Here is a 24,523-nt window from a genome sequence, read left to right on the forward strand (position 1 = left end):
GACGAGAAGAAAGTCACAGCCAAGGCCGGCATCGTCTATCCATTAGCCGACCTGGCTAGCATCCGACCATGACTGTCCTGCCCGATGACGGGCTCTCCCTGGCGGCCGAGTTCGCCGACGCGTCGCACGAGCAGTGGCAGCAGCTCGTGGCCGGCGTGCTGCGCAAGTCCGGCAAGGACGTCTCCGGCGCCGACGCGGAGGCCCTGCTGTCCACCGCGCTGGAGGACGGGCTGCGCACCCCGCCGCTGTACACCGCGCGCCACCACGCCCCCGACCCCGGCCTGCCCGGCTTCGCGCCCTTCGTCCGCGGCGGCCGGATCGAGGGAAACGCGGCGGGCGGCTGGGACGTTCGCCAGCGGCACGCGGTGCCCGACGCGGAGGCCGTGCTCGGCGACCTGGAGAACGGCGCCACCTCCCTGTGGCTCGCCGTCGGCGACGCCGGCGGCATCCCCGTCGCGGCGCTTTCCGACGTCCTGGCGGACGTCTACCTCGACCTCGCGCCCGTCGTCCTGGACGCCGGCGCGGAGACCGAGCCGGCCGCGCGGGAACTGCTGCGGCTGTACGGGGGGCGCGGCGTCGCCGCCGAGGCCGCCCAAGGCGGCCTGGGCGCCGACCCGCTCGGCCACGAGGCCCGTACCGGACGCCGGGGGGACCCCGCGGCCGTGGCCGGACTCGCCCGGCTGTGCGCCGCGCGCCACCCGGGCCTGCGCGCCGTCACCGTGGACGCGCTGCCGTACCACGAAGCCGGCGGGTCGGCGGCGCAGGAGCTGGGCTGCTCCCTGGCCACCGCGGTCGCCTATCTGCGGGAGCTGACCGCGGCCGGGCTGAGCGCCGCACAGGCGTGTGCCCAGCTGGAGTTCCGGTACGCGGCCACCGCCGACCAGTTCCTGACGATCGCCAAACTGCGCGCGGCCCGCCGGCTGTTCGCGCGGGTCGCGGAGGTCTGCGGGGCGCCCGAGGCGGGTGCGCAGCGCCAGCACGCGGTGACCTCGCCGGTGATGGCGACCCGCCGCGACCCGTGGGTGAACATGCTTCGCACCACGGTCGCCACGCTCGCCGCCGGGGCCGGCGGCGCGGACGCGGTGACGGTGCTCCCCTTCGACCACGCGATCGGCCTGCCGGACGCGTTCTCCCGGCGCATCGCCCGTAACACCTCGGCCGTCCTCGTCGAGGAGTCGCACCTGGCCCGGGTCATCGACCCGGCGGGCGGCTCCTGGTACGTGGAGGGGCTGACCGACGAACTCGCCCACGCCGGCTGGGCGTTCTTCCAGGAGATCGAGCGGGCCGGCGGGCACGCCGCCGCGCTGCGCTCCGGGATGGTCGGCGAACGGCTGGCGCAGACCTGGGCGGAGCGCGGCAAGAAGCTCGCCACCCGCCGCGAGCCGGTGACCGGGGTCAGCGAGTTCCCCGACCTGGCGGAGAAGCCCGTCGTCCGCGAGCCCGCGCCCGAGCCGCCGTCCGGCGGGCTGCCGCGGGTGCGCAGGGACGAGGCGTTCGAGGCGCTGCGGGCGCGCTCCGACGCGCATCTGGCCGCGACCGGCGCCCGGCCGCGCGTCTTCCTCGCCGCACTGGGCCCGGCGGCCGTGCACACCCCGCGGCTGACCTTCGCCGCGAACCTGTTCCAGGCCGGCGGCGTCGAGCCCGTCACCGGGGGCACCTTCGCGGACAGCGGGGCACGCGAGGCGTGCCTGTGCTCCGGCGACACGGTGTACGAGGAGCAGGGCGCCGCCGCCGCCGCGGAGTTGCGGGCCGCGGGGGCGCGGCACGTGTACCTCGCCGGGCGCCCCGGCCCGTACGACGGCGCCGACACCTACGTCCACGCCGGCTGCGACGCCGTGGCCGTGCTGACCGACGCACTCGACCGCATGGGAGTGGCCCGATGACCGTCCCCGACTTCTCGGACATCGAGCTGGGCACCCCGGCCCCCACGGCCGGCACCGACGAGTGGCGCGCCGCCCTCAAGCGCGGCGGCGACGGCGGCGACCTCGGCTGGGAGACGCCCGAGGGCATCGCCGTCCGGCCGCTGTACACCGGGCAGGACCTGGCGGACCTGGACTTCCTGGACACCTACCCGGGCGTCGCCCCGTATCTGCGCGGCCCGTACCCGACGATGTACGTCAACCAGCCCTGGACGATCCGGCAGTACGCGGGCTTCTCCACCGCCGAGGAGTCGAACGCCTTCTACCGCCGCAACCTCGCGGCCGGCCAGAAGGGCCTGTCCGTCGCCTTCGACCTGCCCACCCACCGCGGCTACGACAGCGACCACCCGCGGGTGACGGGCGACGTCGGCATGGCGGGGGTGGCGATCGACTCGATCCTGGACATGCGCCGGCTCTTCGACGGCATCCCGCTGGACCGGATGACGGTGTCGATGACGATGAACGGCGCGGTGCTGCCCGTGCTGGCGCTCTACATCGTGGCGGCCGAGGAGCAGGGGGTGCCGCCCGAGAAGCTGGCGGGGACCATCCAGAACGACATCCTCAAGGAGTTCATGGTCCGCAACACCTACATCTACCCGCCGAAGCCGTCGATGCGGATCATCTCCGACATCTTCGCCTTCACCTCGCAGAAGATGCCGCGCTACAACTCGATCTCGATCTCCGGCTACCACATCCAGGAGGCGGGCGCGACGGCCGACCTGGAGCTGGCGTACACCCTCGCCGACGGCGTGGAGTACCTCCGGGCGGGCCGGGACGCGGGCCTGGACGTGGACGCCTTCGCGCCGCGGCTGTCGTTCTTCTGGGCGATCGGCATGAACTTCTTCATGGAGATCGCCAAGCTGCGCGCGGCCCGCCTTCTGTGGGCGAAGCTGGTCAAACGCTTCGATCCGCAGAATCCCAAGTCGCTGTCGCTGCGCACGCACTCGCAGACCTCCGGCTGGTCGCTGACGGCACAGGACGTCTACAACAACGTGACGCGCACGTGCGTCGAGGCGATGGCGGCCACCCAGGGCCACACGCAGTCGCTGCACACCAACGCCCTGGACGAGGCGCTGGCACTGCCGACGGACTTCTCCGCCCGGATCGCCCGCAACACCCAGTTGCTGCTCCAGCAGGAGTCGGGGACGACCCGCGTGATCGACCCGTGGGGCGGCAGCGCGTACGTGGAGCGGCTGACGTACGACCTCGCGCGGCGGGCCTGGCAGCACATCGAGGAGGTCGAGCAGGCCGGCGGGATGGCGCAGGCGATCGACGCGGGCATCCCGAAGCTGCGGGTGGAGGAGGCGGCGGCGCGCACCCAGGCCCGTATCGACTCCGGCCGGCAGCCGGTGATCGGCGTGAACAAGTACCGGGTGGCATCCGACGAGCAGATCGAGGTGCTGAAGGTCGACAACTCCGCGGTGCGGGCGCAGCAGATCGCGAAGCTGGAGCGGCTGCGCGCGGAGCGCGACGAGGCCGCGTGCCGGGGCGCGCTGGACGACCTGGCGCGCGCGGCCGGCGGTGAGGGCAACCTGCTGGAGCTGGCGGTACGGGCCGCGCGGGCCCGCGCGACGGTGGGCGAGATCTCGTACGCCCTGGAGTCGAGCTACGGGCGGCACGCCGGGCAGATCCGTACGATCTCCGGTGTGTACCGGAACGAGGCGGGCGAGTCGCCGTCGGTGGAGCGGACCAGGGCGCGGGTGGGCGAGTTCGCGGACGCCGAGGGCCGGCGGCCGCGCATCCTGGTCGCCAAGATGGGCCAGGACGGGCACGACCGCGGCCAGAAGGTGATCGCCACGGCCTTCGCCGACCTCGGCTTCGACGTGGACGTCGGCCCGCTCTTCCAGACCCCGGCGGAGGTGGCGCGGCAGGCCGTGGAGGCGGACGTGCACATCGTGGGGGTCTCGTCGCTGGCGGCCGGGCATCTGACGCTCGTTCCGGCGCTGCGCGAGGCGCTGGCGGAGGAGGGACGCGACGACGTCATGGTCGTGGTCGGCGGCGTGATCCCGCCGCAGGACGTGACGACGCTGCTGGAGATGGGCGCGACGGCGGTGTTCCCGCCGGGCACCGTGATCCCGGACGCCGCGTACGACCTGGTGACGCAGTTGGCCGCCGGCCTCGGTCACGACGCCGCGTGAGCGGGTGACCCGGTGGCCATCGACCTCGACACGTACGTCAAGGGCGTCCTCGACGGCAAGCGCGCGCTCGTCGCCCGCGCGATCACCCTTGTGGAGTCAACCCGGCCGCAGCACCGGGCGCTGGCCCAGGAACTGTTGACCGAGCTGCTGCCGCACAGCGGGAACGCCCGGCGCATCGGGGTCAGTGGGGTGCCGGGGGTGGGCAAGTCGACGTTCGTCGACGCCTTCGGCAGCATGCTGACGGGGCTGGGCCACCGGGTGGCGGTGCTGGCCGTGGACCCGTCGTCCAGCCGCACCGGCGGGTCGATCCTGGGCGACAAGACGCGCATGGAGCGCCTGGCCGTGGATCCGGCCGCGTTCGTCCGCCCCTCCCCCACCGCGGGCACGCTCGGCGGGGTGGCGAAGGCGACGCGCGAGTCGATCGTGGTGATGGAGGCCGCCGGCTACGACGTGGTGCTGGTGGAGACCGTCGGCGTGGGCCAGTCCGAGACGTCCGTCGCGAACATGGTCGACTCCTTCCTGCTGCTGACGCTGGCCAGGACCGGGGATCAGTTGCAGGGCATCAAGAAGGGCGTGCTGGAGCTGGCGGACGTCATCGCCGTCAACAAGGCGGACGGGCCGCACGAGCGCGACGCCCGGGCGGCGGCCCGCGAACTGGCGGGCGCACTGCGACTGATGCACGGCAGGGGCGCGTTCTGGACGCCGCCGGTGCTGCACTGCAGCGCGCGCGAGGCGACGGGGCTCGACACGGTCTGGGACCGGCTGGAGCGCCACCGCGAACTGCTGGAGAGCACCGGCCGGCTGGCCGACCGGCGGCGCGATCAGCAGGTGGACTGGACGTGGACGATGGTCCGTGAGGAACTGCTCGGCCGGCTGCGCGCCGATGCGGAGGTCGGCGCGCTGGCGCCAGGGCTGGAACGGCAGGTCAGGGACGGCGAGTTGACGGCGACCCGGGCGGCCGAGCAGATCCTGGACGCGTTCGGCGGCTGAGCGGCCCCGGCCGGAGGAGCCGGTGTGGTGCGGTCCGCCGCGGCGTCGGCTCACCGGCTGCCCGTGCGGCCACGTCGTGGGACGCCCGCGGGGCTCCTCGCGGGGCGGCTCAGACCGCCACGCCTTTCGATTTCAGGAACTCGACGGTGCCCGTGACGTTTCCGGCCTCCTGGACTTCCTCGTGGGAGACGTCCGTGTCGAATCGCCGGCTCAGTTCCACGGCGACTTCGACGAGCACGAGCGAGTCGAATTCCATGGACGGCGTCATACCGCGGGCATTCCGGGCCAGGTGAGGGCGACCGAACCCCAGGAAAGTCCGCCGCCGAAGGCGGCCAGGACGACACGGTCCCCGCCGTCAGTTCGCCGGCCGCGACGGCGTTGGTGAGAGCGAGCGGAATCGAGGCGGCGGAGGTGTTTCCCACCCGGTCGATGTTGACGACGAGCCGTTCCACGGGGAAATCCAGCCTGCGCGCCAGCGAGGTGAGGATCCGTATGTTCGCCTGGTGACCGACGAGCCGGTCCACCTCGCCGGTCTCCCAGCCGACGCGCCCCGGCAGCGCCGTCACCGAGTCCGCCATCCGGGCGACCGCGAGCGCGAAGACCTTCTCGCCCTGCATCGTCAGCCGGTGTGCCCGGGGGGCGCGTACGGGCCCGGCGGCGGCCTCCCTCGAACCGCCGCCGGGCACGTACGCGAGATCGTGGCGGGAACCGTCGGAGCCGAGGTCGGTGCCGAGCAGCACCCCCGGAGCGGCGGCGTCCGGCACGGCGGCGAGCACGGCAGCGCCGGCGACGTCGCCGAAGATCACCGCCGTCGTGCGGTCGCTTGTGTCCAGCAGGCTCGACATCGTCTCCGCGCCGATCACCAGCACCCGCCGCGCCTGCCCCGCGGCGATCTGTCCCGCCGCGATCGCCAGCGCATAGAGGAAGCCGGAGCACGCGGCGCCCATGTCGTACGCCGCCACCGGGCCGAGTCCCAGCCGGGCCGCGACCTGCGGCGCCGTGGCCGGGCAGGGGTGGTCGGGGGTGGTGGTGGCGACCACCAGGGCGTCGACCGCGCCGGGCTCGGGCGCCAGGCACGCCGACCTGAGCGCCCGTTCACCCGCCGCCACGGCCAGGTCGCCGGTGGCTTGGCCCGGGGTGGCCCAGCGTCGGGTGCGGATGCCGGTTCTGGTGGTGATCCACTCGTCGGAGGTGTCGAGGGTGCGGCTGAGGTCGTTGGTCACCTGCCGCGGCGGCAGAGGGGCGCCCAGCCCGATGAACGCGGCGTGCTGCGTCATGTGGTTCCCCTTCGGACGGCGCGGCGCGGTGCCGGCGCGCGGACTGCGTGCTGCGGGGTCAGGGCAGCAGGTGCGCGACGTTGCAGGCGAGCCGCATGCCGGCGGAGGTACTGGTCAGCCGGCCGACGCGCCAGGTGCCGCGCTCGGTCGTCAGCTTCACGGGGCGGCGGAGCGCGACCCGCAGCCGGCCGTCGTCGTACGCCGTCCCGCCGGCGGAATCGGGCGTGTCGGCGAGGGAGATCGAGGTGGTGCGCATCCAGAGCGTGTGGGAGGCGGCCCGCTCGATGCCGTCGTAGCGGTAGAGGAGCACCTGCCCGAGTTGGAGCGCGGCGACGAACAGGTCGATCATCGTGGGCCTGAGTCCGGCTCCCCCGGCGCGGGTTCCGGCGGTCACGGCCAGGTCCGCGCTCATCTCCTCGTCGCCCTCGGCGGCGACGCCGGTGACGAACTGGCTGCGGCCGAAGTGGGACGCTCCGAAGGGCGCGTCGTTCCAGGGGCCCGGCCGTCTCTCGGCCGTCGCGTACGCGCCCTCGGCCGCGCCCGTCCGGTCGCCCGCGGGAGGCTCCACCTCCGCCCGGACGGCCATCGCCCCGACCCGGCAGTCCGCGGTCGTACGCCGCATCCCCGGCGCGGAGCCGACGGTCACGGCGTCCTCGGTGGCGCCGACGGAGAAGTGGCCGAGGCCGTCCTCGACGGGCTCGCTGCCGGCGGGCGCCTCCGCCTCCGCGTAACCCCGGCCCCTCCGCGCAGCCCCGCGCACTCCCCCGCCGACGTCGCCGCCGACGTCGCGGCGGGGGCGGCGCCCGCTGCCGTTCGCTGCACGACTCTTGAGCTGTCCGACGCGTCGATCTAGGATTTTCGAAGAGTCCGATTGAAACGTTTCAATTGCCAGGTCGGACACGCCATCCTCGATCAAGGGACGTGCGATGAGCCACGAGCGCGAGACGAACAACGGAAGTGCATGGAACCGGCGGGCCTTTCTGCGCACCTCCGCAGCCGCCGGCGCGACAGCCGGTGTCATCGGCCTCGGCCAGGGCGCCGTCCCCGCCGCCGCGGCCGGCCGGGACGGCGGGGACGGCGGCGAGGCGGGGCTGCGCGTCGAGCGCACCACCGTCGAGTACGCGCCCTCCCTCCTCGGCACGGACGTCGCCGCACCCCGGCTGAGCTGGGAGCTGTCCGCGCCGGGCAACGGCGCGCGGCAGAGCGCGTACCAGGTCCGGGTCGCGCCGGACACCGAGGGCGACGGTCCCGTGGTGTGGGACTCCGGCCGCGTCGCCTCGGCGCAGACCGTCGGCGTCGCCTACGGCGGTCCGGCGCTGAAGACCCGTACCCGCTACCACTGGCAGGTGCGGGTCTGGGACGGCCACGGCCGGCGGTCCGACTGGAGCAGATGGAGCTGGTGGGAGACCGCGCTGGCGGAGGGCGACTGGCGCGGCCACTGGATCGGCGCCGACGCCGCGCCCCAGCCGCCCGGCTTCGACGGCACGTCGTGGATCTGGGCGCCCGGCGCCACCCCGCAGAACGCCCCCGCGGGACCGGTCTGGTTCCGCGCCGCGCTCGACCTGCCCGCCGGGGCCGAGGTGTCGGCGGCGCGGATCGTGGCCACCGCCGACGACGACTTCACCCTCTTCCTCGACGGCGCCCAGGTGCTGCACGCCCCGCAGCAGACCGACGGCTGGCGCACCGGCCGGCAGGCCGACGTCACCGACGCGGTGCGCGCCGCGGACGGCCGGGTGGTCGTCGCCGTCCGGGCCACCAACCGCGGCGGCGCCTCGGTCAACCCGGGCGGTCTGCTCGTACGTCTCATGGTGCACCGCGGCGACGACGTCACCGAGCTGGTCACCGGGCCGGGCTGGCGGTGCGCGGGGGAGGAGCAGGACGGCTGGCAGCAGCCCGGCTTCGACGACGGCGCGTGGGAGGCTGCCACGGTGCTCGCGCCGTACGGCCAGGGCCCCTGGGGCAGCGGCGCGGCGGTCCCCGCCGAGGTGCGGCCCGCGCCGCTGCTGCGCCGCGAGTTCACCGTTGGCAGGCCCGTGCTGCGCGCCCGGCTGTACCTCAGCGGGCTCGCCTACTACGACGCCGAGATCAACGGCCGCCGCGTCGGCCGCCAGGTCCTCGACCCGGGCTTCACGGACTACGACGAGACGGTGCTGTACGCCGTCCACGACGTCACCGACCTCGTCACCCGCGGCGCCAACGCCATCGGCGTCGCCCTGGGCCGCGGCTTCTTCGGCATGACGACGCCCAACGTCTGGAACTGGCACACCCCCCCGTGGCACGGCGAGCCGCGCCTGCTGGCCCAGTTGGAGATCGAGCACCCGGGCGGCGCCCGTACCACCGTGGCCACCGACGGCAGTTGGCGTATCAGCGAAGGCCCCACCCGCTCCGACTGCCTCTACGCCGGCGAAACCTACGACGCCCGCGAGCACCCCGCGGGCTGGACCGAGCCGGGCTTCGACGACGCGGCCTGGGCGGCCCCCGCGCGCCAGGATCCGCCCAAGGGGTCCCTGCGCGCCCAGCCCCACGACGCGATCCGGGTCATCGACACCGTCCGGCCGGTCGCCGTCACCGCCCACGGCGACACCTGGATCGTCGACATGGGCCGCACCCTGGCCGGCTGGTCCCGGCTTTCGGTACGGGCCCCCGCGGGCACCGTCGTGCGGCTCGTGCACGGCGAGAAGCTGAAGGCCGACGGCAGCGTGCACGCCGAGACCGGCCATGTGCCGGGCCGCTTCCAGACCGACGAGTACGTCTGCGCGGGCGGCGGTTCCGCGGAGGTGTGGGAGCCCAAGTTCTCGTACAAGGGCTTCCGTTACGTGCAGATCAGCGGGCTGCCCGCCAAGCCGGAACCCGGCGACGTCCTCGGCCGGGTGGTGCACACGCCGGTCGACGACACCGGGACGTTCGGCTGCTCGGAGCCGTTCTACGAGCAGTTGGAGCGCGCCATGCGCCGCACCGTGCAGAACAACCTGCACGGCATCCCCACCGACACCCCGATGTACGAGAAGAACGGCTGGACCGGCGACGCGCAGGTCGGCGCGCCCGTGATGATGTACGCGCTGGGCATGCACCGGATGCTCGGCAAGTGGCTGGACGACCTCCGCGACAGCCAGAACGCCGAGGGCCAGGTGCCGGTGATCGTGCCCAGCGGCGGCTGGGGCTACCGTGACCTGGCACCCGCGCCGGAGTGGACGACGGTCTACCCGTTCCTGGTCAGGGAGATGTACCGGGTGTACGGCGACGAGCGCGTCGTACGCGACCATCTGCCGGCGCTCACGCGCTATCTGGACTGGGAGCTGGACCGGCTGGTGGACGGCCTGGCGGTCACCGCGCTCGGCGACTACCTGCCGCCCGGCTACGGCGGCAACCCGCCCGAGGACACCCGGCTGACCGCCACCTCCTATCTGCACCGGGCGCTCACCGACACCGCGGCGATGGCCGGCCTGTCGGGCGAGACCGGCACCCGGGACCGCTACCTGGCCGCCGCCGAACGCCTCAAGGAGGCGCTGAACGCCGCGTTCCTGGCACCCGAGGGCCATTACCGCACGGCGAAGGACCCGGGCTACCGGCAGACGAACAACTGCATTCCGCTGGCCTTCGGCCTGGTCCCGCCCGGGGCGCGGGCGAGCGTCACCGCGTCGTTGCTCGCCGACATCGAAGAGCGCGGCAACCACCTCAACACCGGGGCGCTGGGCACCAGCGTGCTGCTGCGCGCGCTGACCGCGGAGGGCCACGCCGACGTCGCGCACGCCATCGCGACCCAGCGCACGTACCCCAGTTGGGGCTACTGGTTCGACAACGGCGCCGACACCATGTGGGAGATGTGGCAGCTCGACTCGCGCTCGCGGGACCACTACTTCCAGGGCACGGTGGTGCAGTGGCTGTACGAGAACGTGGCCGGACTGCGGCCGGGCGACGCCGGCTACCGCACGTTCTCCGTACGCCCGGACGCGCGCGCCGGGGTCGACTGGGCGCGCACGGAGCTGCACACGGTGCGCGGTCCCGCGGCCGTGTCGTGGTCGCGGATCGACCGGACGGTGCGGCTGGCGGTGCGGGTCCCGGTGGGGGCGACGGCGGAGGTGCACGTGCCGAGCGGATCGCGCGGGGACGTACGGGAGCCGGAGGGCGCGGAGTTCGTACGGGCCGAGCCCGGCTTCGCGGTGTACCGGGTGCCGCACGGTTCGTGGACGTTCACCGGGAAGCCGTGACCGCGTTCGCAGCCGCGGAGCGAAGCGCGGATTGAAACCATTCAGTAGCACGGGGCGGCGGCGTGCGACGGGCCGCCGCCCCGGCAACGACCGCCCCCGCGGGGGTCGTTGACACCTCCGGTGCGGCTCCTTACCGTGTCAGGCGATTACAACGATGTAATAGCGCGCGCAGCTCACCTCACCCGGGCGGCCGGCCCCGCAGCCGACCGCCCGGAGTCCGCTCCCGGAAGGAGCTTCCGTGTCCCCGCGCCCCGCCAGAGCCGTCACCGCCGCCGCGGCCGTCCTCGCCGCTCTCGCCGCCTTCGCCGCCCCCGGTTCGTCCGCCGCCGCCTCCGAGCCGGGACCCGCACCCGCCGCCGCCCCGGGACCGCCGGTGCTCGACGCGAACTTCCCCGACCCCGACATCGTCAAGGCCGGCGACACGTATCACGCCTACGCCACCAACGGCGCCGGCAAGAACATCCAGCACGCCACCTCCACCGACCTCGCCTCCTGGTCCCTGGACGGCGCCGACGTGCTGCCCGGGCTCGGCGACTGGGCGGCACCGGAAAGAGGGCTGGTCTGGGCGCCCGAGGTCTTCGACAACGGCGCCGGGTTCACCATGCACTACACCGCGCGCGATCGCGCCAGCGACAAGCAGTGCATCGGCGTCGCCCTGGCCGACACCCCCGCGGGCCCCTTCGAGCCCGCCGGCCGCGGGCCGCTGGTCTGCCCCGAACGCCAGGGCGGCGCCATCGACGCCTCCAGCTACACCGAGGGCGGACAGCGCTACATGCTGTGGAAGAACGACGGCAACTGCTGCGCCACGGACACCTGGCTGTACCTCCAGCCCGTGAACGCGAACGGCACCGTCGTCAAGGGCAGGGCGACGCCGCTCATCCGCCAGGACCGCGCCTGGGAGGGCAACGTCATCGAGGCGCCGACGCTCGTCAAACGCGGCGGCAGGTACGTGCTGCTGTACTCGGCCTCCTTCTACGACGGCAACCGCTACAAGACGGGCTACGCCGTCGCCGACCGGCTCACCGGCCCGTACAGCAAGGTGGCCGACCCGCTGCTCAGCACCGACACCTTCGGCGGCGCCGTCCGCGGGCCCGGCGGCCAGGACGTCGTCACCGGCCCGGACGGGCGCGACCGGATCCTCTTCCACGGCTGGAGCGCGGACCGGTCGCGACGCGCGATGTACGCGACCGGCATCGGCTGGACGGACGGCCGGCCGGTCGTGGAGGGCAGCAAGGTCCTCTACCAGGCGGAGAACGCCGTCGTGCACAACGCGCGGATCCGTGATTCCGCCGGTGCGCACGACGGCGGCGCCGTCGGGCACATCGACTACGCGAACAGCTACGTGGAGTTCTCCGTCTTCGCCCCCGCCGCCGGCCACCGCACCCTGTCCGTGCGCTACGCCAACGGCTCCCTCGCCGGCTCCGCCCCCGTGGCCTCGACGCACCTGCTGACGGTCCGCGGCAAGGCGGCCGGGAAGGTGACCTACCCGTTCACCGGCTGGGAGAAGTGGGCCACGGTCGACCAGCGGGTCCGGCTCGACGCGGGCTGGAACACGATCCGCCTCGGCCGCGACACGTACTACGCCGAGCTCGACAGCATCGAGATCACCTGAGTCACGGCGCCGGCCGCCCATGTCCGACACTGGTCCGATGGAAGATCAGGTACGCACGGTCATGACGCTGGTCGACGACGTGCTGGGGCCCGAGGTCGTCGGCGCCTATCTGCACGGCTCCGCCGTCCTCGGAGGGCTCCGCCCCGCCAGCGACGTGGACGTCCTCCTCGTCACCCGCCGGTCCCTGACCGGCGACGAGCGGCAGGCGCTCCTCGACGGGCTGCTGCGCGTGTCCGGCTTCACCGGCGGGCTGCGCCCGGTGGAGCTGACGGTGGTCGTGGAGTCCGAGGTCCGGCCGTGGCGCTACCCGCCGACCGGCGACTTCCTGTACGGGGAGTGGCTGCGCAAGGGGTTCGAGGCGGGCGGGCCGCCGCGGCCGGAGGCCATGCCGGACCTCGCGATCGTGCTCACGATGACGCGGGCCGGCGACCACGCGCTCGCCGGCCCGCCGCCCGCGCGGGTGCTGGATCCGGTGCCGTACGAGGACGTGGTCCGCGCCGCCACGGCCGGCATCCCCGAGCTGCTGGCCGGGGCGGACGACGACACCCGCAATGTGCTGCTCACCCTGGCCCGGATCTGGAGCACGCTGGCCACCGGGGAGATCCGCCCCAAGGACGCCGCCGCCGCGTGGGCGCTGGAACGGCTGCCCCCTGAGCACCGGCCGGTGCTGGAGCACGCCCGGGAGCTGTATCTCGGCAGCCGGTACGCCGAGGAGAGCTGGAGCGAGGAGCTGAGGGCGGGGGTACGTCCGCACACGGAGTACGTGGTCGCGGAGATCGGGAAGCTGTCCCGGCCCTGACCGCCTGCGTGCCGCTTACGTGCGGCGGCTGCCGCCCGGGGTCGTGCCGTAGGCGCGGCGGTAGACGTCGATGAAGGCGCTCGCCGAGGACCATCCGCAGCGGTGCGCGACCGTCGTCACCGGTACGTCGTCGGCAAGCAGCCGCAGCGCGTGGTAGAGCCGCACCTGCGTGCGCCACTGAGGGAACGTCATGCCCGTCTCGCGGCGGAACAGGCGGCTGAGCGTCCGCTCCCCCGCGCCCGCGGCCCGGCCCAGGACGGCCAGCGTGCGCTGGTCGGCGGGGTCGGCGTAGAGCAGGTCGCAGACGGCGGCGAGCCGCGGGTCCGCGGGCGCGGGCAGCGGCGCGGGCTGCCCCGCCGGGCCGGCGGCCCCCGCGGCGCGCAGTTGGTCCAGCAGGACGGTGTGCAGCCGCTGCCGCTCGGGGGTGTCGTCGTACGGGTCGCGGGTGCAGGCGAGGATCAGTTCACGCAGCAGCGGGCTGACGGCCAGCACGCCGGGCGCGCCGAGGCCGAGGGGGTCGGTGGCCGCGGGCACGCCGATCAGGTGCAGGTCGAGGTGGCCGTACGCGCGGTGGGCGTGGACGCAGCCCGCGGGCACCCACAGGGCCCGGGTGCCGGGCGCGAACCAGGTGCCGGCGTCGGTGGTGACGGCGAGCACGCCGGCGCCGGCGTAGACGAGTTGGTGGTCGTCGTGCCGGTGCGCGTCGATGCGCTCGCCCGCGGCAAGCGTCCTGGCCCGCGTGGGCGCCTCGGGGGTGTGGCGGATATCCGGCATCGATTGGCATTTTATCGGAAGTTCGCCAGGGGCGACTCGGTGACGATCGGGGGATGCCCGAACCCCGCGCCGCCCGTGTCCGGCCCCTGACGCTGCTGTCCGTGGGGCACGCCTGCGTCGACGTGTACCAGGGGGCGGTGGCGGCGCTGGTGCCGTTCTTCGTCGCCGAGCGGGCGTACACGTACGCCGCGGCCTCCGGTGTCGTGCTGGCGGCCTCGCTGCTGTCGTCGGTGGTGCAGCCGCTGTTCGGGGTGCTGACCGACCGGCGGCCGCTGCCGTGGCTGCTGCCGGTGAGCACGCTGGCGGCCGGCGCGGGGGTGGCGCTGGCCGGGGTCTTCGGCTCGTACGCCGTGACGCTCGCCGTCGTCGCGCTGTCGGGCATCGGGGTCGCCGCCTACCACCCGGAGGCCGCCCGGGTGGCGCGGCGGGCGAGCGCGGGCAGCCACACCGCGATGGGCTGGTTCTCCCTCGGCGGCAACCTCGGCTTCGCCACCGCTCCCCCGCTGGTGGCCGCCGTCGCCGCGGCCGGCGGGCTGCGGGCCTCGCCGCTGCTGGTGCTGCCGGCGCTGGCGGGCGCGGCGCTGTGCGCGGCGGCGCTGCGTGCGCTGCGGCCGTACGCACAGGACGGGCCGGCGGACGGCGCGGGCCCGGCGGGCGTACCCGGGGGACGGGACGACTGGGCGTCGTTCGCGCGGCTGACCGGGGCGGTGGTGTGCCGGTCGGTGGTGTTCGTGGGGCTGAGCGCGTTCGTCTCGCTGTACGTGCCCGGGCGCACGGCGGGCGGTACGGCGGCGGGCACGGCGGCGCTGTTCGTGCTGTATCTGGGCGGTGCGGTGGGCACGGTGGCGGGCGGGCGGCTGGCCTCACGGTTCGGGCGGCTGCCGGTGGTGCGGTGGTCGTACGCGCTGGCCGGCCCGGCGGTCGCCGGCGTGGTGTTCGTACCGGGGCCCGCCGTCTACGTCTTCGTGGCCCTCACCTCCGCGGGGCTGTACGTGCCGTTCTCTCTGCACATCACGCTCGGCCAGGACTACCTGCCCCGGCACGTCGGCACCGCCGGCGGCGTCACGCTGGGGCTGGCCGTGAGCGCGGGCGGACTGGGCAGCCCGCTCATCGGCGTACTCGCGGACGCGACCTCGCTCACCGTGGCGCTCAGCCCGCTGATCGCCCTGCCGGCGCTCGGGCTGCTGCTGCTGGGCCCGCTGCGCGAGCCGGGAACGCCGCGCTGAACCGCCGTCGCCGGCACCTTCGCGACGCTCCCCGCGGGCATGCCCGTACGCGCGTGGATCGAGGTGGCCGACGCCGGTGACCGCCTGGAGCCGGCGACCGCGGCGGACGCGGAGGTCACCTGGCTCGTACGCGGCCCGGGACGCCCCGGTGCCGGACGCCGTTCGGGACCGCCGAGCTGCCCGGGGGCACGCCGTACGCCTGGATCGCCGGGGAGTCGGCGACGGTCAGGGCGGTGCGCCGCCAGCTGGTGCGCGAACGGGGCTTCGACCGCGGGGCGGTGACGTTCTCCGGCTACTGGCGTCGCGGCACCACGGAGGACCAGTGGCTGGCGGCGGCGGAGTCCGCCTGACGGCAGTGCGCCGCCGGGGGCGTAATCCGGTGGCGGCGTGCGGGGTCCTGGGGCAGGGTGCGTCCATGACCTCGGTAGTGCAGAACATCGCGATCGACTGTGCCGACGCCTACGAACTGTCGCTCTTCTGGAGCAAGGTGACCGGCAGCCCGGTCCATCCGGAGGACGGACCGGGCTCGCCGGAGACGCAGGTGCTCCTGCCCGAGGGTCCGGTGCTGCACTTCAACCAGGTACCGGAGCGGAAGACCGGCAAGAACCGGATCCATCTGTGCCTGCGCCCGCAGACCCGGCGCGAGGAGGAGGTCGAGCGGCTGCTCGGCCTCGGCGCGTCCTTCGTCGCCGACCACCGCAACCCGGACGGGACGGGCTGGGCCGTCCTCGCCGACCCCGAGGGCAACGAGTTCTGCGTGCTGCGCAGCGCCGCCGAGCGGGCGGCGACGCAGCCCTGACCCGCCGCCGTACGCGTCAGCCGTCGCCGTCCTCCGCGCCGATCGGGCGCAGGTGCCGCAACAGCACGGCGGCAAGCACCGCGAGGCCCCCGCAGACCAGGGCGGCGGCCACGGCGACGGCGGTCATCCCGGAGCCGAAGGCCGCGTGGGCGGCGTCGAGGAGCTCGCCGCCGAGGCGCTCCGGCAGCGCGGCGGCCGCCGCGTCGGCGTCGGCCAGCGACTCCCCCGCCCGCTCCGGCGCACCCGCGGGCAGGTCGAATCCGGAGGTGTAGACGGCGGCGCCGAGGCTGCCGAAGAGGGCGACGCCCAGCGAGACGCCCATCTCGCCGCTGCTCTCCGCGGTCGCCGAGGCGGAGCCGGCCTTCTCCGCGGGCGCCGTGCCCACGATGAGGTTCAGCCCCAGCGCGCCGACGGGCGCGGCGCCGAGGAAACCCAGCGTGAACCCGATCACCAGGGGTACGAGGTCGTCGCTGACGGCCACGTACAGGAACCCGGCCGCGGAGAGGGCCAGGCCCGCGCCGACGACGACCGCGGGCCGCACCGTCCGCGCCACCACCGGCGCCAGCAGCGAACCGGCGACCAGCGCGAGCGCCGGCGGCGCCATCCAGAACCCTGCCTTCAGCGGCGAGAAGCCCTCGATCATCTGGAGGTGCTGGCTGAAGAAGAAGTACGTGCCGCCCTGCACGAGCATCGTGAACAGCAGCACCACCAGGGCCGCGGAGAACGACCGGTTGCGGAACAGCCGCAGGTCGAGCAGCGGTTCCGCCAGCCGGAGCTGGCGGCGGGCGAAGGCGTAGCCGAAGGCGAGCCCGGCGGCGACGGCCAGGCCCGCGCGCGCGTCCGGCTCATCGGCCAGTTCCTTCAGCCCGTACACGAGCGGAACGACCGTCAGCAGCGACAGCGCGACGCTCACCGGATCGAGCCGCCCGCCCCCCTCGCCGCCGGACTCCGGCAGCAGCGGCCGGGCCGTGAGCACCAGCAGCAGCGCCACCGGCACGCCGAGCAGGAAGACCGAGCCCCACCAGAAGTTCTCCAGCATCACTCCGCCGACGACCGGGCCGAGCGCCGCCCCGCCCATGAAGCAGGCGGTGAACACGCCGATGGCCAGGGCGCGCTGGCGCGCGTCGGTGAACATGGTGCCGACCAGGGCCAGCGCCGAGGGCGCGAGCGCGGAGGCCGAGATGCCGAGCAGGATACGGGCGGCGATGAGCATTTCCGCGCTCACGGCGTACGCGGCGAGCACCGACGCGGCGCCGAAGGCCGCGGCGCCGAAGGTGAGCAGGCGGCGACGGCCGATCCGGTCGCCGAGGGTGCCCATGGTGATGAGGAAGCCGGCCATCATGAACCCGTAGACGTCCATGATCCACAGGACTTGGGTGGCGGACGGCTCCAGATCCGCGGTCAGATGCGGCAGCGCGAGGTAGAGCACGCTGTTGTCGACCGAGGCGAGCAGCATGGGCAGGGCGAGAACGCTCAGGCCGAGCCATGCCCGGGGCCCGGCCTTCGTGGCGGTGGTCGTCGTCATGGGTTCACGGTCGCCGCGCGGTGTTCGGGTTTGCTTATGGTGGTGTCATGCGCTTCGGAATGCTCGGTCCCGTGCGGGTCTGGACCGACGACGGACGGCCGGTCAGGGTCCCGGAGCTGAAGGTACGCGTGCTGCTGGCCGCGCTCCTCGCCCACGAGGGGCGGCCGGTGCCGCAGTGGCGGCTGGTGGACGATCTGTGGGGCGCCCATCCGCCCGGGAAGCCCACGGGTGCGCTCAGGGCGAAGGTCTCCCAGTTGCGCCGGGCGCTCGGGGACGCCGAGCCGGGCGGGCGGGAGCTGGTGGTCTCGGGCGCCCCGGGGTATGTGCTGCAGGCCACCACGGACGCCGGGGACTTCGCGGAGCTGGTCCGGCGCGCCCGTACGGCGCAGGGCCCGGCGCGCGCCGCCGACCTGCTCACCGAGGCGCTGGCGCTGTGGCGCGGGCCGGCCTTCAGCCCGTACGAGGACGCGCCCTTCGCCCGCGCCACCGCCGCGCGGCTGGAGGAGCAGCGGCTGACCGCGCTGGAGGAGCTGGCGCAGGCACGCCTGGAGCTGGGCGAACACGGCCCGCTGGTGGCGGAGTTGACGGACCTGGTGGGCGCCCATCCGGTGCGGGAGCGGCTGACCGGGCTGCTGATGCGGGCGCTGTACGGCTCCGGCCGGCAGAGCGAGGCGCTGGCCGCCTACCGCGCGCTGCGGGTGCGGCTGCGCGAGGAGGCCGGGCTCGACCCCGGCCCCGAGCTGGCAGGGCTGCAGCAGCGGATCCTGGCGGGCGACGAGGCGCTGGCCGCCGCGCCGCCCGCGGTGCCCCGGCTGCGCCCGCCGCGGCTGCCCGCGTCGCTGACGCCGCTGGTCGGCCGGGCGGCGGAGCTGGCGGAGCTCGGGCCCCTGCTCGACGGGGAGCGGCTGGTGACGCTCACCGGCCCGGGCGGCGTGGGCAAGACGCGGCTGGCGCTGGCGCTCCTGGGCGACCGCCCGGAGCCGGGCTACGTCGCCGAACTGGCGGGCGCCGGCGGCGGGAGCGTGGCCGACGTGGTCGCGACGGCGTTCGGCGTACCGGACGAGGACCGGATCGCCGCGGCGCTGGGGGACCGGCCCGCGGTGCTGCTGCTCGACAACGCGGAGCACGTCGTCGACCAGGCCGCCAAGCTCGCCGACCGGCTGCTGCGCACGGCACCCGGGCTGCGGGTGCTGGCCACCGGCCGGGAGCCGCTGGGCGTCGCGGGCGAGGTCGTACGGGCGGTCGCGCCGCTGACCGAGGCGGACGCGGTGCGGCTCTTCGCCGACCGCGCCGCGGCGGCGGCGCCTGGCTTCGCGCTCGGTGCCGGAAACGCCGGAGACATCGCCGAGGTGTGCCGCCGGCTCGACGGCATTCCGCTGGCCCTGGAGCTGGCCGCGTCCCGCGTCCGCGGTCTGGGTGTACGGGGTCTGGCCGCCGGGCTCGACGACCGCTTCCGGCTCCTGGACGACGGCCCGCGCGGCCTGCCGGAGCGGCAGCGGACGCTGCGGGCGGCCCTGGAGTGGAGCTGGCGGCTGCTGGACGACCGCGAGCGCGCGGCGCTGCGGCGGCTGGCGGTGCACGGCGCGGGGTGCACGCTGAGCGGGGCGATCTACGTCTGCGCGGACACCGGCGCCGGTCCGGACGCCGGGGTGGCCATCGAGGCCGGCGGCGAGCAGGTGCCGCCCGCGGGCCTGACGGCCGAGGAGGTGCCGGGGCTGCTGGCCCGGCTGGTCGACCGGTCGCTGGTCTCCCGGGACGGCGAGCGCTTCCGGCTGCTGGAGACGGTCGCCGCGTACGCCTGGGAGCGGCTGGAGGAGGCCGGCGAGACGGCGGAGGTGCTGCGGCGCCGCGACGACTACTACGCCCGGCTCGCCGAGTGCGCCGAGGCGGAGCGGGCGGGACATGCGCGGCAGCGCTGGATCGGCCGGCTGGACGCGGAGATCGCCAACCTGCGCGAGGCCCTCGACGGCGCCACCCGCCGCCGTGAGACGGCCCTGGCGACCCGCATCAGCGGCTCCCTGGCCTGGTACGAAGCCGCCAGCGGCCGGCCGACGCCGCACTGACGCCGAAACGGTCCGGTGGACGCGCCAGGCACGGCGGGCGGACGGCAGTTACGGTCCGCGGAGCCCGGTGGCCGTTGTCCGGATGCGTCACCGGCCACCGCCCACCGCGGGCGGCGCGCACGCGTTCAGGTCGCCCGCGGCCCGCTGCCGGGGTCCGGCACCGCAGGGTCCAGCAGGCTGTCGAGCATCTGCCGGGAGCGGTCGAGGCGTTCGATGGCGGTGGTGATCCTGGCCTGCTCCCGGCTGAGCCGGGCCACCACGCCCGGGCAGCCGGTCGTCACCAGGCGGCGTACGGGGCCGTCGTCGACGCAGTCCAGGATCCTCGTGATGACCGCGGTGCCCAGGCCCGCGTCGAGCAGCACGCGGATGTGCCGCACGGTGGCGACGTCGCGGTCGCCGTACTCGCGGTAGCCGTTGGACAGGCGGACGGGGTGCAGCAGGCCCTGCTCCTCGTAGTAGCGCAGGAGCCGGCGGCTCACGCCGGTCCGGTGGGCCAACTCGCCGATCCTCATGCCGTCCCGCCTTCTCGCTTGACCTTCACACCGGTGTCACGCCTTAACGTCGCGGACACCGCCGATCATCCGCGGGTAGAGTGAGGAGAGGTCATGGCAGGAGCAGTGGTCATCGGGGCGGGTCCCGGGATCGGCGCGGCGGTGGCCCGCCGGTTCGCCCGGGAGGGGCTGCCCGTGGCGCTGGTGGCGCGTTCGGAGCGTACGCTCACGCCGGTCGCAGAGGCGGTGAAGCAGGCGGTCGCCGCAGCGGGTACGGGGGTGCCGCCGGGATACGGAGTGCTGGCGCTGCCCGCCGACGTCACCGACGAGGCGGCGCTGCGCGCCGCGCTCGACGCCGCGACCGACAGGTTCGGCGTGCCCGAAGCCGTCGTCTACAACGCGGCCCGAATACGCGGCGACGCGCTCGGCGAGTTGGCGCAGCGCGCCCTGCTGGACGCCTGGGCCGTCAACGTCGGCGGCGCAATCACCGCGGCGACGCACCTGGCCCCGGCGATGGCCCGGCGCGGGGCCGGCTCGTTCCTGATCACCGGGGGCATGCCCGAGCCGAAGGCGCCGTACGTCAGCCTCTCGCTGGGAAAGGCGGGCGTGCGCACACTGGCCCAACTGCTCGACCTGGAGTACGGGCCGGACGGCGTCCATGTCGCGACGGTGACGGTCGACGGCGTGGTCGCGCCCGGCACGGGCTTCGACCCGGACGTGATCGCGGAGCACTACTGGCGGCTGCACACCCAGCCGCGGTCGCGCTGGGAGCACGACGTCCTGCACACGGGCGCGGAGGCGGCGGCGCCGCACCCGTGACCGGCGCGGCACGCGCTATGCGCCGGGCTCCCGGCTCACCGCGACCGCCGCCTTCAGGTCCGCCCAGAACTCCGGCCGCGGCGCGATGCGGTGGCCGAGGCGGTAGACCGTCGTACGGGTCCGGCCGCGCACCCTCAGGTGGACGTCGGACGGACCGGGGTGGGCCTGGAGCACGGCCTTGAGCCGGCCCACGGACTCGGGCGTGACCTGGGCCTCGGTGATGTCGAGGCGGACGGGGGCGCGTTCGCCCGCGGTGCTGAGGTCGGGGACGGCGAGTTCCATGGCGACCAGCCGCGGCACGTCCTCGCGCTTGTCGAGGCGGCCCTTGACGAAGACGATGGCGTCCTCCACGAGTTGCGAGGCCACGAGCTGGTAGGTGGCGGGGAAGAACATGCAGTCGAGGGAGCCGCCGAGGTCCTCGACGGTGGCGATGGCCCAGGCGTTGCCCTGCTTGGTCATCTTCCGCTGCAGTCCGGAGATGATGCCGCCGATGGTGACGATGGCCCCGTCGGCGTGGTCGCCGCCGTTGAGCGCGGCGATGGAGGCGTCGGCCCTGTCGCCCAGCACGTGCTCGATGCCGAAGAGGGGGTGATCGGAGACGTAGAGGCCGAGCATCTCCCGTTCCTGGGCGAGCAGATAGGACTTCTCCCACTCCTCGTCCGCGAACTGCACGTCGAGCCCGAAGCCCGGCTCGTCGGCCGATCCTGCCCCGCCCATGTCGCCGAAGAGGTCGAACTGCCCCTCCGCCTCCTTCCGTTTGACCTGGACGACGGCGTCGATCATCGGCTCGTACCGGGCGAGGAGACCTTTGCGGGTGTGCCCGAGGGCGTCGAAGGCGCCCGCTTTGATCAGCGATTCGGTGGTGCGCTTGTTGCAGACGACCGGTTCGGACTTGTCGAGATAGTCGGGAAAGGAGACATAGGGGCCCAGGGACTGCCGGCCGCGCACGATGGAGTCCACCACGTTCCGGCCGACGTTACGGACGGCCGAGAGGCCGAAGACGATCGTGTCGTCCCCGCGGGGCGTGAAGTCGGCGTCGGACTCGTTGACGTCCGGGGGCAGCACCTTGATGCCCATCTTCCGGCACTCGTTGAGATAGACCGCGGACTTGTCCTTGTCGTCGCGCACGGAGGTGAGCAGCGCGGCCATGTACTCGGCGGGATAGTTGGCCTTGAGATACGCCGTCCAGTACGACACGAGCGCGTACGCCGCCGCGTGCGCCTTGTTGTACGCGTAACCGGCGAAGGGGACCAGGACGTCCCAGACCGCCTGCACCGCCTCGTCCGGATACCCGCGCTCGCGGCAGCCGTCGCGGAAGGGGACGAACTCCTTGTCGAGCACTTCCTGTTTCTTCTTGCCCATCGCCCGGCGCAGCAGGTCGGCCTGGCCGAGGGTGTAGCCGGCGAGGACCTGCGCGGCCTTCTGCACCTGTTCCTGGTAGACGACCAGCCCGTAGGTGATGTCGAGGACTTCCTTCAGCGGCTCTTCGAGCTCCGGGTGGATCGGAGTGATCTCCTGGCGGCCGTTCTTGCGCAGCGCGTAGTTGATGTGCGAGTTCATGCCCATGGGGCCCGGCCGGTACAGCGCGGTGACGGCGGTGATGTCCTCGAAGTGATCCGGGCGCATCAGCCGGAGCAGCGAGCGCATCGCGCTGCCGTCGAACTGGAAGACGCCGAGGGTGTCACCGCGCCCCAGCAGTTCGAAGGTCCTGGCGTCGCTCAGCGGGAGCGACAGCAGCTCGATGTCCCGGCCCTTGTTCTGTTTCACCATCTTGACGGCGTCGTCCATGATGGTGAGGTTGCGCAGGCCGAGGAAGTCCATCTTCAGCAGGCCGAGCGATTCACACGTCGGGTAGTCCCACTGTGTGATCGTCACCTGGTCGCTGTGGCGCACCCATACGGGTACGTGGTCCACGATCGGCTCGCTGGACATGATCACGCCGGCCGCGTGCACGCCCATCTGCCGCACGAGTCCTTCCACTCCCCGCGCGGTGTCGATCACCTTCTTCACGTCCGGCTCGTTCTCATACATCGCCCGGACCTCGCCGGCCTCGGCGTGGCGGGGGTGTGCGGGGTCGGTGATGCCCGCGAGGTCGATGCCGTGGCCGCCTACGTCGGCGGGCATGGCCTTGGTGATGCGGTCGCCCATCGCGTACGGATACCCGAGCACCCGCGCGGAGTCCTTGATCGCGTTCTTGGCCTTGATCGTCCCGTACGTGCCGATCATCGCGACCTTGTCGGCCCCGTACTTCTCCGTGACGTAGCGGATCACCTCCGCCCGCCTGCGCTCGTCGAAGTCGATGTCCACATCCGGCATCGAGACCCGCTCGGGGTTCAGGAACCGCTCGAAGATCAGCCCGTGCTCGATCGGGTCCAGGTCCGTGATCCCCATCGCGTACGAGACCAGCGAACCCGCCGCCGAGCCGCGGCCCGGACCGACCGCGATCCCGTTGTTCTTCGCCCACATGATGAAGTCCGCCACCACCAGGAAGTATCCCGGGAACCCCATCTGGATGACGACGTCCATCTCGTACTCCGCCTGCTTGCGGTAGTTCTCGTCCCAGCCGTCCGGGTAGCGGCGGCGCATGCCGTTCCACACTTCCTCGCGGAACCAGGTGACCTCGCTGTAGCCGTCGGGGACCTCGAACCGGGGCATCAGGTCGCGCTTCTCGAACCACCCCTCGGTGTCGATCTGCTCCGCGACCAGATGCGTGTTCGCACACCCCTCCTGCCACGCGTCCGAGGAATCGACCGCATACATCTCCTCGGTCGACTTCAGGTAATAACCCGTCCCGTCGAACCTGAACCGGTCCGGATCCGAAAGATTCTTCCCCGTCTGAATGCACAGCAACGCATCATGCGCCCCCGCCTCCTGCGCATACGTGTAATGCGAATCGTTCGTCACCAGCGGCGGAATCCCCAGCTTCCGCCCGATCTCCAGCAGCCCGTCCCGCACCCGCCGCTCGATCTCGATCCCGTGATCCATCAGCTCCAGGAAATACCGCTGCTTCCCGAACACCTCCTGATACCACGCCGCCGCCGCCAGCGCCTCGTCGAACTGCCCCAGCCGCAACCGCGTCTGCACCTCACCCGACGGACACCCCGTAGAAGCGATCAACCCCTCGGCATGCTCGGCGATCACCTCCTTGTCCATCCGCGGCCACTTCTGCAGCCACCCCTCCTTGTACGCATCCGACGACAACCGGAACAGATTGTGCAGACCCGTACGCGAAGACGCCCAGATCGTCTTGTGCGTATACCCACCGGAACCCGACACGTCATCACGCTTCTGATGCGGCTGCCCCCACTGCACCTTCCGCTTGTTCCGCCGCGACTCCGGCGCCACATACGCCTCGATACCGATGATCGGCGTCACCCCCGCCGCCGACGCCTGCGCAAAAAAGTCATACGCACCGTGCAGATTCCCGTGATCCGTCATCGCAATATGCGACATCCCCATCTCACGGCACGCCGCGAACATGTCCTTCAACCGCGCCGCCCCGTCCAGCAGCGAATACTGCGTGTGCACATGCAGATGCGTAAAAGGCGGCTTGGCCACGACGGCTCCTCACACAACGGGGCGTTGTCAGAAGCGCCATCAAATCCCCAGGTCGGGGAGCGATTCAAACAACGAACACGCCCGCTTGAACAACTCCGCGTTGTACCGGAGTGACTGCTTCAGCATGGGATCGCGAACGAGAGCGCCGGGCGGGCGCCCGCCCCGCAAGCCGCCCGCAAGCCGCCCGCCACTACCCCGACCGGACCCATGACGGCCGCGCCGCGCCTGCGGGACAATGGCGGTTCGTTCACGTTGCGACCTGCTTCGACCGCAACTCGTTCGGATCCGGCCACGTCCGGCGGAAAATCCGTCGCACGCCGCCCGG

The 24,523-nt window shown here is 73.5% G+C and carries 17 protein-coding genes and 1 pseudogene; 11 read left to right on the forward strand and 7 right to left on the reverse strand.

Annotated elements, in window-relative coordinates; genetic code table 11:
- The first annotated feature begins 68 nt into the window (after window positions 1-68).
- The 3 genes from ABGA99_RS15560 to meaB are packed head-to-tail and all read left to right on the forward strand — an operon-like array spanning window position 69 to window position 5,047.
- Entirely contained in the window at window positions 69-1,883 is a 1,815-nt protein-coding gene (locus ABGA99_RS15560) for a methylmalonyl-CoA mutase family protein (RefSeq protein ID WP_347582840.1), read from the forward strand.
- Window positions 1,880-4,057: a methylmalonyl-CoA mutase gene (gene scpA, locus ABGA99_RS15565; RefSeq protein ID WP_347579784.1), complete on the forward strand. Its 2,178-nt coding sequence runs from the start codon at window positions 1,880-1,882 to the stop codon at window positions 4,055-4,057. Before ABGA99_RS15560 ends, scpA begins: the two co-directional genes overlap by 4 nt.
- A gap of 12 nt (window positions 4,058-4,069) precedes the next feature.
- On the forward strand, window positions 4,070-5,047 hold the full coding sequence (gene meaB, locus ABGA99_RS15570; protein WP_347579785.1) for a methylmalonyl Co-A mutase-associated GTPase MeaB: 978 nt from the start codon (window positions 4,070-4,072) through the stop codon (window positions 5,045-5,047).
- A gap of 109 nt (window positions 5,048-5,156) precedes the next feature.
- On the opposite strand, the gene ABGA99_RS15575 is transcribed toward meaB, so the two are convergent.
- The 3 genes and pseudogenes from ABGA99_RS15575 to ABGA99_RS15585 form a co-directional block, all read right to left on the reverse strand.
- Window positions 5,157-5,315 (reverse strand): phosphopantetheine-binding protein, encoded by a 159-nt coding sequence (locus ABGA99_RS15575; protein ID WP_347579786.1) that lies wholly within the window; start codon window positions 5,313-5,315, stop codon window positions 5,157-5,159.
- Window positions 5,312-6,324: pseudogene (locus ABGA99_RS15580) on the reverse strand (beta-ketoacyl-ACP synthase 3). The gene ABGA99_RS15575 and the pseudogene ABGA99_RS15580 overlap by 4 nt, the downstream one beginning before the upstream one ends.
- Before the next feature lie 58 nt (window positions 6,325-6,382).
- Window positions 6,383-7,084 carry an AvrD family protein gene (locus ABGA99_RS15585; protein WP_347582841.1) on the reverse strand — a complete coding sequence of 234 codons (702 nt, stop codon included), beginning with the start codon at window positions 7,082-7,084 and terminating at the stop codon, window positions 6,383-6,385.
- Between the two features lie 166 nt (window positions 7,085-7,250).
- On the opposite strand from ABGA99_RS15585, the gene ABGA99_RS15590 reads away from it, so the two are divergent.
- The 3 genes from ABGA99_RS15590 to ABGA99_RS15600 all read left to right on the forward strand — a co-directional run bounded on the left by ABGA99_RS15590 (window position 7,251) and on the right by ABGA99_RS15600 (window position 12,943).
- Window positions 7,251-10,532, forward strand: coding sequence for a family 78 glycoside hydrolase catalytic domain (locus ABGA99_RS15590; protein ID WP_347582842.1), 3,282 nt, complete (start codon window positions 7,251-7,253; stop codon window positions 10,530-10,532).
- A 238-nt stretch (window positions 10,533-10,770) separates the two neighbouring features.
- On the forward strand, window positions 10,771-12,144 hold the full coding sequence (locus ABGA99_RS15595) for a family 43 glycosylhydrolase (RefSeq protein ID WP_347579789.1): 1,374 nt from the start codon (window positions 10,771-10,773) through the stop codon (window positions 12,142-12,144).
- A 37-nt stretch (window positions 12,145-12,181) separates the two neighbouring features.
- The gene (locus ABGA99_RS15600) at window positions 12,182-12,943 is read left to right on the forward strand and encodes an aminoglycoside adenylyltransferase family protein (RefSeq protein ID WP_347579790.1); all 762 of its coding nucleotides are present in this window, start codon (window positions 12,182-12,184) and stop codon (window positions 12,941-12,943) included.
- Window positions 12,944-12,958: 15 nt separating this feature from the next.
- On the opposite strand, the gene ABGA99_RS15605 is transcribed toward ABGA99_RS15600, so the two are convergent.
- Window positions 12,959-13,717 carry a helix-turn-helix transcriptional regulator gene (locus ABGA99_RS15605; protein WP_347579791.1) on the reverse strand — a complete coding sequence of 253 codons (759 nt, stop codon included), beginning with the start codon at window positions 13,715-13,717 and terminating at the stop codon, window positions 12,959-12,961.
- Between the two features lie 53 nt (window positions 13,718-13,770).
- On the opposite strand from ABGA99_RS15605, the gene ABGA99_RS15610 reads away from it, so the two are divergent.
- From ABGA99_RS15610 to ABGA99_RS15620, 3 genes are all read left to right on the forward strand, one after another.
- Entirely contained in the window at window positions 13,771-14,943 is a 1,173-nt protein-coding gene (locus tag ABGA99_RS15610) for an MFS transporter (RefSeq protein WP_347579792.1), read from the forward strand.
- A 203-nt stretch (window positions 14,944-15,146) separates the two neighbouring features.
- Window positions 15,147-15,293, forward strand: a complete 147-nt coding sequence (locus ABGA99_RS15615; RefSeq protein WP_347582894.1) for an SIP domain-containing protein — start codon at window positions 15,147-15,149, stop codon at window positions 15,291-15,293.
- A gap of 65 nt (window positions 15,294-15,358) precedes the next feature.
- Window positions 15,359-15,742 (forward strand): VOC family protein, encoded by a 384-nt coding sequence (locus tag ABGA99_RS15620; protein WP_347582843.1) that lies wholly within the window; start codon window positions 15,359-15,361, stop codon window positions 15,740-15,742.
- A gap of 16 nt (window positions 15,743-15,758) precedes the next feature.
- Here the strand turns inward: ABGA99_RS15620 and ABGA99_RS15625 are convergent, their stop codons facing one another.
- Window positions 15,759-17,267: an MFS transporter gene (locus tag ABGA99_RS15625; protein ID WP_347582844.1), complete on the reverse strand. Its 1,509-nt coding sequence runs from the start codon at window positions 17,265-17,267 to the stop codon at window positions 15,759-15,761.
- Window positions 17,268-17,314: 47 nt separating this feature from the next.
- On the opposite strand from ABGA99_RS15625, the gene ABGA99_RS15630 reads away from it, so the two are divergent.
- Entirely contained in the window at window positions 17,315-19,330 is a 2,016-nt protein-coding gene (locus ABGA99_RS15630) for a BTAD domain-containing putative transcriptional regulator (RefSeq protein ID WP_347582845.1), read from the forward strand.
- Between the two features lie 125 nt (window positions 19,331-19,455).
- Here ABGA99_RS15630 and ABGA99_RS15635 read toward each other — a convergent pair whose 3' ends face one another.
- Window positions 19,456-19,842, reverse strand: a complete 387-nt coding sequence (locus ABGA99_RS15635; protein WP_347579796.1) for a MerR family transcriptional regulator — start codon at window positions 19,840-19,842, stop codon at window positions 19,456-19,458.
- A gap of 93 nt (window positions 19,843-19,935) precedes the next feature.
- Between ABGA99_RS15635 and ABGA99_RS15640 the strand changes: the two genes are divergently transcribed.
- Window positions 19,936-20,640 (forward strand): SDR family NAD(P)-dependent oxidoreductase, encoded by a 705-nt coding sequence (locus tag ABGA99_RS15640; protein WP_347579797.1) that lies wholly within the window; start codon window positions 19,936-19,938, stop codon window positions 20,638-20,640.
- Between the two features lie 15 nt (window positions 20,641-20,655).
- Here ABGA99_RS15640 and dnaE read toward each other — a convergent pair whose 3' ends face one another.
- Window positions 20,656-24,198 carry a DNA polymerase III subunit alpha gene (gene dnaE, locus ABGA99_RS15645; protein ID WP_347579798.1) on the reverse strand — a complete coding sequence of 1,181 codons (3,543 nt, stop codon included), beginning with the start codon at window positions 24,196-24,198 and terminating at the stop codon, window positions 20,656-20,658.
- Window positions 24,199-24,523: the final 325 nt, after the last annotated feature.

The organism is Streptomyces sp. B5E4 (genome assembly GCF_039871555.1).
GTDB lineage: Bacteria > Actinomycetota > Actinomycetes > Streptomycetales > Streptomycetaceae > Streptomyces.